Here is a 12515-nt window from a genome sequence, read left to right as displayed (position 1 = left end):
AGCCATTGCGCCCAGGCAGGGACAGATCCGCTTCCTGCAGCGATAAGCTGCCGCTTACGGGCGAGATGCTCTCCGCCCCTTTGTTGATTCGGAAGGGGGATTGCATGTTTTTGAGATTCAGATTGTTGATGGCAGACAGAATGCTCGGTGAAGGAGTGGGGTCGGACATAGCCGCCGTCATCATGCGAGCGCTTCTGCCATAGACGGAATCTGTTACCGTGCTTCGATATACCCCGTCCACAACCTGCGGAAGCTCGTTCAGCACAATGCCATCCCCGCTTTTTGGCGGAAGTTGCTGATCGATTAGGATCCGGTCATCTATCTCTTGCAGCGGCTCATTTTCAAAGGGGACGACTGGATAGGCCTTTGTCTTCTCTACGCCCGGCTGCACGGGATTCGATCGCGCACTGGCGATGTTCACGCTCGACAACACTAGCGAGAGGATCAGAATCAGACTCAATAATTTTCTCATTTATGATTCTCCTTGTATGGTTGTTTAAATCTACCAAAAAAAGATGTTCTGATCACGGTGCTATTTTAGCTCAGTTTGAATACTCGTCCTTTTGATTACATTGCCGTTCTGATCGTACACATAAGCAGTCCCCATGCTGTAGAAACCCCATTGGTAGGTAATAGACACCAAGCGTCCCAAAGCATCGTATTTGTAAGTGTAGTTACTATTGGTTGGAGTGTCCTTTGAAGGGGTGACTGCCCATTTGTAAGGCCCTCCATCGTTATTGGTATTGTTAACAATTTTGATGAAGTAACTGCTCCCTGCTTGAGTATTAAAATCAATCTCGACACTTGCACCTGGACTTATCGTTGTAGATAATGGAGTGATTTCCTGCATACTTGAGTTAAATATTTGCAGATTAATACTTGTGTAATTATATACGGCATTAAGATTTTTTAAAGACAAGTGGTTTCCCCCAGTAGCTAGGGCAGTAAATTTGAAAAAATCCACTTTATCTTGTGTCGACATAAACCCACCATAGTAGATCTTATTCATCTCACTCATTTGGACACCTGCTGCAGTATCAGGAGCATCCACTTGATCTACAATCACATCTTCCCTATAAGCCTCGTTACTCCAATGTGTTCCATCAAATGCAGTAACTTTAAACGTCCATGCTCCTGGAGAAAGCAGCCGGTCTATATAATGATTATTTGCAAAATTCCCGCTATTGTATATTTCTCCTGACTCATATGTTTGAGTTCCATCATTTTTAATTCCGTAAACCTTATACTTCACTTGAGCATCCGAATCAGGATCACTATACCGCCAAGTAACTACAGCTGCTGGTTGTGACCTATATATAGGAAGATGGCTATTTTCGAAATATACAGTGGGTGGAGAATTAGTTGAAGTTGTCTTATAGTTGACTGTTAGATTATTCAAGACACAGGGGCAATTATAAATAGAACTGTTAGATGCTAACCATAATCGTTTAGTCGAAATACTCCCGCCTGATTGAACAGGTGACAGAAGGATAGACACATCTTGTCCTGAGGTCCAACCGAATTCTTTTTTGAATGCGCTTCGGGTCATATTAGTAACATCCCAATATAGATAATCAGGTTTGGTGGGCTCCTTTATGATATGCTTCACGAGACCGCTGCTTACCGTTGTATGCGTAGGGCGTGTGGTATATATTACCGTTTGAGCGTTCCATGACCCCGTAACCCAATAAGGTATGACGTCTAAATAAGATGATGGGTCGATTTCAATGCTGTTCACTCGCGTAGCAAGTGTACTACTAATAATCTCTGCATTTGCGGGTATCCCCGTAAGCGGAAACCTGAAATAGGCAAGATAAGAACTCGTTATACCACCAGATGTATTGCTTTCGCCGACCCACAATGGACCTGCAGATAAATTTGTGGAGGGAGTATCCGATGCAACACTGACATCATCATTTCCCGCTATATAAACACCAATACTAGGATCAACTGTTATGGGATAGGTCATATCTTTAGTATCAATCTCGATATGAAACAGGTTCTTTTTACCTTCCGTAGTCATTGTCGGGGTAATGTACTTTATCTTGCCTTTGCTGTCCTCCATCCAGAGCTGCTCGATGTATAATTGACCCAGCTTCAGCTCACTATTGAGCTTGGTATTGATCTCGAATGAAAACTTTCGGGGTGCCTTCTCATTCAAGAGATAGATAAACTCTTTGACACCTCCATTGGTAACAATCAGATCGACATTCGTCTGATTCCAAACATTCTTGTAATGAATGCGATTCTTTTCCTTTGTATCGATCGTTCCAATTGATCGATTCGCCTTTATTGGTTTAAAGCTCAGCGTGTCCGCCCCTTTTCCGACCGAATATCCCTTGCTGTAATCCTTCGGGATGATCGTATCAAATGGAACCTTCAACGACCGAAAATTAGTCCCGGTTCTATCGATTGTCTTCTTGGCCTTGGCCTTTGCTTTATTATTGTTGGTTATTGCTTTGGCTTCAGCCGCAATGTCCTTCGATACCTTCGTCACAGAGGTGTCAATGTCAGCTTCATCTATCAATGAGGTGTCGATGTCCTCCCAATGGTCAGCCTCATCCAGGTAATGAAGATTGCCTTGATATACTTCCGCTTTCATTGTTCCGTCTTCCAGCAAATAATGTTTGGTATTGAAGGTTCTTTTTTCCTTCAACTCTCTCCGTACTTTGGGCTCAGCCTCTTTTTTAGTGGATCTGTCCGCACTATTTACGTTTATAATTGCTTCAGTATTATCCATAGATTCACCTAGAACGCTCTCAGGAAACACCAACATCAAACTGATGACAATAAGTACGATTCGAATATACTTTTCTTTTCCCATGACCTGTCTCCCCATTGTTAATTTTTGCGATTGATCGACCTGCTCTGTTGCACCATTAAATTAAAACCATCGTTCATCTCCTTTCTTGCTCCCTGATCTAGTTCCACTATCGGAAACATAAAAGACTATTTAGATTCGTGAACATTTTAATGCATACAATAATTATTATCTTTAGGATTTATTGTCTGTTTCCGTCGGTTAATAGCGAATATTCGTAATTTTATGAAATCTTTATCTGGCATTCGCATATTGAAATAATTAAAGCCTCCCCAGGGGCCAAATTTACACCGAGCGCTCGTTCCGCACCTCACCACCCCCCACAGGGGACTTCACCGCCTACTTAGCCGACATGCGTGGCACAAAAAAAGAACCTGACGCATAACCGTCAGGCCCTCTCTCCAAAATGTCCTACCGACGACTTGTAATCGTCGCACTGCCTGTAACACCGTTGGCTGCCTTAGCGGTGACCGTTGCGGTCTCTGCTACAGGATTGCCTAATATAATGATGGCTTCTCCATTGGCATTCGTTACTGTCGTAAGCTGCACAGCAAGACTCTTCGTCGCTGTCAGATTAAGCGTTTGATTCGGGATTCCATTGCCGTACTTATCGACCAGCGTGGCCCGCAGAATGCCGACTTCATCGACAATCAATTGCGGCAGCGGCAATTGGAAAATGATTTTGGCCGGCGCTTCCGGCGTAAATTGAATGCGCGCTGTTCCTTCCGCTGCCGTTCCCGTCACAGCTGCGGCTACATAAGTCGATCCTGCCTTCACGCTCGACACTGCGAATACGGCCTCTCCGCTATGATCCGTTGTAACAGAGGCGGGGAGAGAAGCGGTGCCCGTTGCCGTCAGGCCGACCGATGCATTAGGAATAATATTGCCGAAGCGATCCGTCAAGCGCAGCCGAATCTCTTTGCTCTTGCCGACGACGGCCGTCGAAGAAGGAGGCGTCAGCGTCAACAGAGCCGGCTCGCCCACCGTAAAGCTGACACTCGCCGTTCCTGTCACTGTGGAACCCTCTACAGCGGCGGTTACGACAACATTGCCTACCTTTTGGCTCGTCACGTTTACAACTGCCTCGCCATTCTCATCTGTTGCAACCGTTGAAGGAATATCGGCTTCACCTGTTGCTTGAAGCTGAAGCGTCCGATTGCTTACCGGATTGCCATATCTGTCTGTCAGACGGAATTTCATTCCGGCGTTCGTGCCGACAACAGCTGAATCCGAGGCAGGCGTCAGAATAATTTGGGACGGATCATCCGCAACCAGTATAACCCGTGCCGTTGCAATAGCTTCATTGAAGGTAGCCTTGATCTCTGAGGTCCCCATCTGCTGGCTTGTTACAATAATAACGGCTTCACCATTGGCATTCGTCACCAAGGACGAAGGAACTGCAAGCGGATTGCCGGTAACTGCCAGTTGAACGGCAGTGTTCGCAAGCGGGTTGTTCAATTTATCAGTGAGACGAATGCCAACCGCTGTACTCATCCCGACGACCGCTGTGATGTTCTGCGGCGTCAATGTCAGATTGACGGATTGATCATCCGGCGTGAAACCGATTTGGATCGTACCGGATACAGAAGAATCGTTGACGGTTCCGGTGATTGCCACGTTACCCGCCTGCTGGCTCGTTACGGCTGCGCTGGCCTTGCCCTCATGATCTGTTTTGATAACCGCAGGCAAGTCCGCTCCTCCGGTCGCTGACAAATTAATTGAGACATTCGGCACAGGGTTATTGAATCTGTCCGTCACAATGGCTTGAATACTGTTGCTCGTTCCGACTACAACAGACGAATGCTGCGCCACGAACGATACGGATGCCGGTTGATCAGGCGCCAACTGGATCGTCGTTGCTGCCGCAACCTCAGTCCGGTCTACTGTTGCCGTTACAACAACTGTTCCTGCCTTCTCGCTCATGACCGATAATTCGGCTCTGCCGCTGGCATCTGTCGTGATCGATGCAGGCAGTACAGCATTGCCGGTTGCACTCAAGCTGATGGTGGCATTAGGAATTGAATTTCCGAAACGGTCCTTCAACGTATAGCGGATATTCACACCAGCCCCTGCAAAAGAGGACGTTGTATCCGGCTCAGCCGTCAATGAGGCTGGCACATCCGGAATAATCTTCAGCTGTGCCGATGCCGTAATACCGTTGAATGAGGCCGTAACAGTAGCATTGCCCGCCTTCTCGCTCGTTACGGTCAGTACAGCTTCGCCATTGCTGTTCGTTGTTACGGATGCAGGCAGTACCACTCCCCCTGATCCGCTTAGCTGCACTGACGTTTGCCGGATCGGATTGTTGTATTGATCCGTCAGGCGGATGCGGACTGTTGTGCCCGTTCCGGCGGTTGCCGAATCCTCTTCCGGTATCAGCGTCAATACTGCGGACCCCAGATCAGGTGTGAAAACAATTTGCGTCGCCGCCGTTACAGAGTAACCGGTCGCGGTCGCTGAGATATAGACCGTTCCCGTCTGTACACCGCCAACCAGAAAAGCGCCTTCGCCATTATTATCCGTCGTCAAGGATGCAGGGACAAACCCGCTTCCCGTTGCCGACATCGTAATAGCCGCTTGCCGAACCGGATTGTTGTACTTGTCTGTCAGACGGACGCGTACCGTAGGTCTTGTTCCGACGACAGCGGTAGCGCTTTGCGGCGTCAGCTTCAGCGTTACCGTATTGTCCGGCGTAAACGTAATTTGTGCTGTTCCGCTTACGGTTGAACCCGGCACCTTGCCAGTCACCGTAACCGTCCCCGCCTGCTGGCTCGTCACCGATACGTCAGCCTCGCCGCTGCTGTTCGTCGTGACAGTGGACGGAAGTGTCGCATTTCCCGTTGCCGTCAAGCTGATCGCCTGCTGCTTCACCGCATTGTTGAACCTGTCCGTCAAGCGAAGACGCACAACTGCATTCGTTCCGGCTGCAGCGGATTGCGTCTGCGGCGTCAGCGTCAGAACGTAGGAGCTGTTCTCCGGTACGAATGTAATCTGTGCCGTTCCGGTGATGGAATAGCCGTTGACTGAACCGGTCACCGTAACTGTTCCCGCCTGCTGGCTCGTCACCAGCACATCGGCCTCGCCGTTATTATCCGTCGTGACCGAGGACGGGAGTGTAGCGTTCCCCGCTGCCGTCAAGCTGATCGTCTGCTGCTTGACCGGATTATTAGCACTGTCTGTCAGACGAACGCGGATAGCCGCATTCGTTCCGGCAGCAGCCGATTGTGACTGCGGCGTCAGCGTCAGCACTGCGGGTACCGCTTGCTTCGCTGTTACCACATGATCTCTTTTATAATTATTGTCCCAATACGTCACACCGTTAGCGACATAGGCGATAATATATCTGACCTCTCTCACATTAGGCGCTACATCAACATTAAAGTCCCAGAATTCAAGACTGTTGTTGCTCTTCGGGAGCGGACTTCCGTAGACGGCATCCTTTTCCTTATAGGACGCCCAATTATCGGTTGTATAACGGATCGTTACCTTCTTGTGATGCGTTATATTCTTCAAATAAATCCGGCCAGAAAAAGCATTCGCGCTTCCAAAATCAGCCGTATCCAGCGACAAAAATGACTTTGCCAGAACACGGTCAGGCGCGCTCCCCCCGATCTGGTAATCCTGATTGTTATTGTTATCCCAATAAGTCTGTCCGTTCACATTATATTTGATCGCGAACCGAATCGGATTGTTCGTATCGCTCACGATCGCATTGAAGACCCATCCTTCCAGATTGGCTTCGGTCTTGCCCGCATAGGAGGCCGGAATATCATACCACTGGCCATTGCCGGTCGTGTAATGGACATAGACCTCCTTCTGGTAGCCAATATTGTCTACCTCGATACCGCCGCTGAATTCATAACAGCCTGAAGGGCAGCCCTTCTCTACCTTGGCCAGCAGAAGCTTCACCTGGCTGGGAGCGGCATACGCCTTCCCATCGAATACACTTGGCGTCAACGACGCCAGCATGGCACTTACAAGCAGCCACAGTAACACCCTTTTCATACGTCTGATTCCTCTTTTCTCTCGTTTTTTTCTCTAGGTTTTGGAATAGATTAGTAATTCCATCAATAGTATAATAGAACCAATTCTGTTAAATCTATCGCTAAAAATGTATGCTTTTGTCGTCTGATTATGTTTTTTACAGGTATTTTGGAGGATTAACTCGAATTGTAGAATAACGAAAATAAACCTTCAAAACTATCTCTGCTTAAGGGAGATAGTTTTGAAGGTTTAGTTGTTTATAACTACAGCAGTCCGTGCGGAATCCGAATACTAGCTTGCAGATACAAGAACACGATAGCCGTATGCAGCCAACTCTTCTGAGTATTGGCCTCCAGAAGCGGTGATTGATGCTCCGGTGAATGCGTCCTTCCATTCCCCTTCTGCAAGAGAAACCACAACCACGCTTGACTGTTCAGCGGGATTCATCAGCACAACAAGCCGTTCCTTCCCATCGCTGCGCTCATAGGCGAACCGGCTGTCGTCCTCCTCTGCCAGCAGTACACGGAATGCCCCGGTCCGCAGCACCTCATGTTGCTTCCGAAGCGCAATAACATGCTGATGAAAAGCAAACAGCTCCCGATCCTGCTTGGAGGTGTCCCACTCCATACATTTTCGGTTGTCAGGATCGAACTCTCCGTCCAAGCCGATTTCATCCCCGTAATAAATACAAGGTGCGCCCGCGATGGTAAACTGGAACAGGACAGCCAGCTTCATCATGCGCTTGTCGTTCTTGCACAGCGTGAGCAGCCGTACTGTATCATGGCTGCCGAGAAGGTTGAAGCACGCTTCATTCGCTTGCTTAGGGTACCAGGCCAGCAGTCCGCTCACCGTATCGGCAAACTTACGCGCATCAGAATGACCGAACACGAAGAAATCAAGCGCCGCATTCGTAAGCGGATAATTCATAACACCATCAAACTGGTCGCCCTGCAACCACATCAGTGAATCATGCCATACTTCGCCCAGTATGTAAGCCTCGGGATTGGCGCGTTTCACCACTTGGCGGAACTCGCGCCAGAACTGGTGATCGACCTCATTCGCCACATCGAGGCGCCAGCCGTCAATTCCAATCTCCTTGATCCAATATTCCGCCACCCCGAGCAAATATTCCTTCACCTGCGCATTCGCAGTATTGAACTTAGGCATCGTCGCTTCGAAGGCGAATGTCTCGTAAGTCGGAATCCCCTGCTCGATTTCCAGCGGCCACTTTCGGATATGGAACCAGTCCTTATACACGGAATCGATTCCCTTCTCGCGCACATCAACAAAAGGAGCAAAGGTAATTCCGCAATGGTTGAAGACAGCATCCAGCATCACCCGTATTCCCCGCTCATGACAGGCCTGCACCAGTCGTTTGAGCGTCTCATTGGAACCGAAATGCGGGTCCACCTTCATATAGTCCTGAGTATCATATTTGTGATTGGCAGGCGCCTCGAAGATCGGATTGAAATAGATCGCGTTAACGCCCAGCTCGGACAGATAATCCAGATGATCTCTAACTCCTTGAAGATCCCCGCCAAAGAAATTATCATACTCCGGCTTGCCTCCCCAAGGCAGCACATTGCTCGGATCAATGGAAGAATCGCCATTGGCGAACCGCTCCGTGAACAGCTGATAGAACACCGCATCCTTCACCCATGCCGGCGGCTTGAGAATATCGATGGGGTTCAGGCAGGGATATTCGAACAAGCCCAGATGGACCGAGGGCGGAACAGCGCTAAACCCTTTCTCCGTATACCACAGCTGCTGCTCACCATCATGAATAACAAAGCCGTAGCTCAGGCGCCTGTAAGGCGGCCGGACAGCAGCCTCCCAGTAATCGAACAACTCGTCGGAGCCCATGACGGTCATGGGCTCTGTCATAATAGCGCTCCAGGGCGTGCATTTATCACCGTATATAACGTCCACATGGTCAACATCGCCGCGTTTCGTGCGAATGCGCAGATGAACCGTCTCATCATCATATCCATATGCCCAGTTCTGCTTGGGGCGGTGGAAGATCGCTTCCTTCAGCATGATCCAATCTCTCCTTATGACTTTTATCTCTGCATGTTCACAATTTGTCCCGTCCTGTTACCCTTTTTCCGCTCCGGCAGTCAGTCCTACAATCAAGTAACGCTGCAGGAAAATAAACAATGCTGTAATCGGGATCGCTACAAGCACGCAGCCTGCGGCGAATACCGTAAACTCGGTAGCGAATTTGATTTTGACCATCTTAAACAAACCTACGGCAAGGGTAAGCTTGCTGCTGTCGCTCAGAACCATATTCGCGAAGATAAAATCAACAAACCCGCCGCTGAATGAGGTCAAGGCAACGAATACGAGCATCGGCTTGGAGAGCGGAAGCATAATCCGCGAGAATACGATCCAGTGGCTCGCGCCATCGATCTTCGCTGCTTCCAGCAAGCTGTTCGGGATCGTGTCGAAGAAGCTTTTGACATACAGAAATCCCATTGAAGCGCCCGACGAATAGACGATGATGAGAGCCAGATGCGTATCCAGCAGCTTCAACTGAAGGAGCAGAATATAGATTGCGATCATGCTCATGAATCCGGGAAACATCCCGATCACAAGCAAGCCAAGCATCAACTGCCTCCGGCCGTAGAAGCGGAATTTGGAGAACACATAGCCGGTAAGCGTAACGATGATGGTGGTGAAGATCATCGTAAAGACCGATATTTTCACCGTATTCAGAAACCATTGGCCGTAGGGATACTTCTCAAACAATTCACGGTAGTGCTCCAGTGTAAATGCGCTTGGAATGAGCGAATTACTGTAGAGCGCAGTTCCCGGACGAAAAGATGACATAATAACCCATAAAGCCGGATAGATGCAGCCGATGGCGATTATGATCAAGCCCAGATATCCCAGCGTCAGCTTCGTGATGTTTCTTACTCTCTTGCTCCTCATTACATGCCATCCTCCTCTTTGAAGGCTTTCGTTCTTCTCAAATTCCAGATCGCAAATGATGCAATGAGAACAAAGATAAACAGTCCGATAACGGAGGCAAAATTGTATTTTCCATTCGTTAGTGTAAGGTTGTACAGCCATGTGATCAGAATGTCCGTGTCCCCGGCGAATTTATAATTGGCATTGGCCGGAGTCCCGTTCGTAAGCAAATAAATCAGATTGAAGTTGTTAATATTGCCAGCGAATGACATGACGAGCAGCGGACCGAAAGCAAACATGATGGAGGGGAATGTAATCGCCTTGAACTGCTGCCATCCGCTTGCGCCGTCAATCTCCGAAGCCTCATACAGATCCTTCGGAATGGTGGAGAGCAATCCGATAATCATCAGCATCGTAATAGGGAATCCGATCCACATATTCACGATAATAACGGTAACCTTCGCCCAGAAAGGATCTGTCAGCCAGGGCAGGCCGCTGAGCCCAAAATACTTCAAATATTGATTGATCGGCCCGAATTGGCCATTGAACATATTCTTCATAATGAGCAGCGATATAAACTGTGGGATAGCATAAGGAATGATGAATAGAGTCCGCCAGAATGCTTTGAAGCGGATCCCCTGCATCTGTACCAGCAGTGCAACCGCAAAGCCGCTTACGAAGATCGTTACCGTCGCGCAGACCGTCCATATTAACGTCCAGAGCGTCACCCCGTAGAATGTACTGCTCCATGCCTTCACATTGAACATATCCTGGAAGGACTTGAACCCCGTCCAATCGACCAGCTTCGCTGGCGGGAGAAAGTTCGGGAAGGAGAAATTCGTAAAGGCCAGCAGAATCATGAACAGAATCGGCATCACCGTGAAAAAGACAACCAGCAGCAGCGGTACGCTCAGCACGAGCTGAGGGAATCTCTCCGTCGTAATTCTCCTCAGCGTCTGTCCGATACGATTCGCATGAACACCCTTCTCCCGAAGCCGTCCGACGACGTACGCATCCCGAATGTTAAGGGTATAGAGCACAACAACTACAACACTGGCCAGCAGAATAATAATTCCCTGCACCAGCAGGAAGATCGAATGATCGCCCCTTACGTTGACATATACTCTTCCTACCTTCTCCAGATGGTCGGATTGCTCACCGAGCGTCGTCAGTGCCCACATGCCGAAGGGAAGCACAGTGATGATGAAATAAATTCCGGTCAAGTAAAACAAAAGCATAACGATCCCTTTGAAATACTGACGGTTGTACATCTGACCCAATCCCATACAAAGGACGGATAAGCTCATTGCCAGTTTGCGGTGCTGAGCCACTTGCCGATCACCCCCACTCTATATGTTTGCGGTACGGTTATATTACTGGTCTTGTGTGAGGATACCAGTCTTAATATCCTCCACCGCCTTATCCAGCGATTGCTTCACATCCTCGCCATTCCAGATCAGCTCGAGCGCCTGCTCAACCGGCGTCCATACCTGGCCCATCTCGATAATGGTAGGCATTGGCTGTGAGTTCTCCAACTGCTTGAGCGCCGCTTTGACCATCTCGTTGCTTTGGATCGCAGCTTCGCTTTCCATACCTAAACGCGCAGGAATGAAGCCTGAGATTTCAAAGTTCTTCAGAAGCGCTTCCTTAGTCGTTGCATAACGGGCAAACAGCTTCGCCGCATTCGGGTATTTGGAATACGCGCTCACATAGTAAGCCTTCACGCCTGCCAAAGTAACGGGCTCCTTATCGCTGCCTGGCATTGCCGGAAGTGGAATCATCGTTACCTTGTATTTCAATTTGGAATATTCGCCGATATTCCACACACCATCAAGGTTGATCGCCAGCTTTCCATCCTGGAACAAGGATCTCTTGATATCGTCCGTTGCATCAGCAGAGGCCATAGGCAAAATTTCTCTCAGGCTTTGGAAAAATTTCATTCCTTGAACAGAACCCTCGTTGTTCAGTCCAATATCCGCCGGGTCGGTTTCCTTATTGCCAAAAATATAGCCGCCATATCCGGAGAAGTAGGGATAAGTCCAGTAAAGGCTCGTCAACTGGCTCATGAAGCCATATTTATTGTTCTTCACATCATTGAACGTTTTGGAGAAGGCAATGATATCCTCCCAGGAATGGATAGGCGCATCTCCAACAAGATCCTGGTTGATAAACAGGGCGTAGGTTTCCATATTGCGCGGATAACCGTACAGCATTCCGTCGAACGTAACCGCTTCCACAGCCGCCGGCAAAAATTCTGCTTTCGTCTGTTCTTCATAAAAATCATTCGGCAGCACAAAACCGCTCTTCACCGCATTGCCGAGGTCATTATGCGGCTGTGTAATGATGTCAGCAGCCAACTCAGCCGGGCCGTCTGTCTTCATTTTTTCAAGCTGCTCGGGCCCCCCTTGATCTTCAACCTCAACAGGAATACCATATTTCGCCGTGAACTCCTTCGCTATCTCTTTCAAGAAAGGCACCCCGTCCTTGCCGTCCCATACCAGCAGCTTGGCGCCCTCCTCCGGCACAATATCCTCGTCAGCCGACGACACCGGCTCATTCTTATCCTTGTTGTTATTTACAGCTGGCTTGTTCTCTGAATTCGAGCTGCTGCCGGCGCCACAAGCGGATACAGCGATAGCAACAGTTAATACGAGCAGTAAGATGAAGCCTTTTTTCATCATGATAGACACCCTCCTGAATATAAGTGTGGAACAATTAAAAATGTAAGCGTTTTCATTTCTATCAGGGTCAGCTCAGCAAGCGCTGTCCATACAGGCTCACTTTAACTTCCCCAACGTTT

At 48.8% G+C, this 12515-nt stretch carries 7 protein-coding genes; all 7 read right to left on the bottom strand.

Annotated features, from left to right (window positions below):
* A partial coding sequence (locus tag K0T92_RS19010; protein WP_219874054.1) for a hypothetical protein occupies positions 1–472 on the bottom strand: 472 nt, incomplete at its 3' end.
* Positions 473–532: 60 nt separating this feature from the next.
* Positions 533–2824: a DNRLRE domain-containing protein gene (locus K0T92_RS19005; protein WP_219874053.1), complete on the bottom strand. Its 2292-nt coding sequence runs from the start codon at positions 2822–2824 to the stop codon at positions 533–535.
* A 408-nt stretch (positions 2825–3232) separates the two neighbouring features.
* Positions 3233–6826 carry an Ig-like domain-containing protein gene (locus K0T92_RS19000; RefSeq protein WP_219874052.1) on the bottom strand — a complete coding sequence of 1198 codons (3594 nt, stop codon included), beginning with the start codon at positions 6824–6826 and terminating at the stop codon, positions 3233–3235.
* A gap of 270 nt (positions 6827–7096) precedes the next feature.
* Entirely contained in the window at positions 7097–8842 is a 1746-nt protein-coding gene (locus K0T92_RS18995; protein ID WP_219874051.1) for an alpha-glycosidase, read from the bottom strand.
* A gap of 57 nt (positions 8843–8899) precedes the next feature.
* A complete protein-coding gene (locus K0T92_RS18990; RefSeq protein WP_219874050.1) occupies positions 8900–9736 on the bottom strand; it encodes a sugar ABC transporter permease in 837 nt (278 codons plus the stop codon).
* Entirely contained in the window at positions 9736–11046 is a 1311-nt protein-coding gene (locus K0T92_RS18985; protein WP_219874049.1) for a carbohydrate ABC transporter permease, read from the bottom strand. The genes K0T92_RS18990 and K0T92_RS18985 overlap by 1 nt, the downstream gene beginning before the upstream one ends.
* A gap of 42 nt (positions 11047–11088) precedes the next feature.
* Positions 11089–12396 carry a sugar ABC transporter substrate-binding protein gene (locus K0T92_RS18980; protein WP_219874048.1) on the bottom strand — a complete coding sequence of 436 codons (1308 nt, stop codon included), beginning with the start codon at positions 12394–12396 and terminating at the stop codon, positions 11089–11091.
* Between the last annotated feature and the right edge of the window lie 119 nt (positions 12397–12515).

Source organism: Paenibacillus oenotherae (assembly GCF_019443105.1).
In the GTDB taxonomy this organism is placed as follows: domain Bacteria; phylum Bacillota; class Bacilli; order Paenibacillales; family Paenibacillaceae; genus Paenibacillus_Z; species Paenibacillus_Z oenotherae.
Note: the sequence above shows the minus strand (reverse complement) of the source record. Positions and strands in the feature narration are given on the sequence as shown.

Excerpts from the sequence above, each read along its gene's own strand:
- K0T92_RS18990 (WP_219874050.1), bottom strand. The coding sequence starts at position 9,736 with ATGAGGAGCAAGAGAGTAAGAAACATCACGAAGCTGACGCTGGGATAT.
- K0T92_RS18995 (WP_219874051.1), bottom strand. The coding sequence starts at position 8,842 with ATGCTGAAGGAAGCGATCTTCCACCGCCCCAAGCAGAACTGGGCATAT.
- K0T92_RS18980 (WP_219874048.1), bottom strand. The coding sequence starts at position 12,396 with ATGATGAAAAAAGGCTTCATCTTACTGCTCGTATTAACTGTTGCTATC.
- K0T92_RS19000 (WP_219874052.1), bottom strand. The coding sequence starts at position 6,826 with ATGAAAAGGGTGTTACTGTGGCTGCTTGTAAGTGCCATGCTGGCGTCG.
- K0T92_RS19005 (WP_219874053.1), bottom strand. The coding sequence starts at position 2,824 with ATGGGAAAAGAAAAGTATATTCGAATCGTACTTATTGTCATCAGTTTG.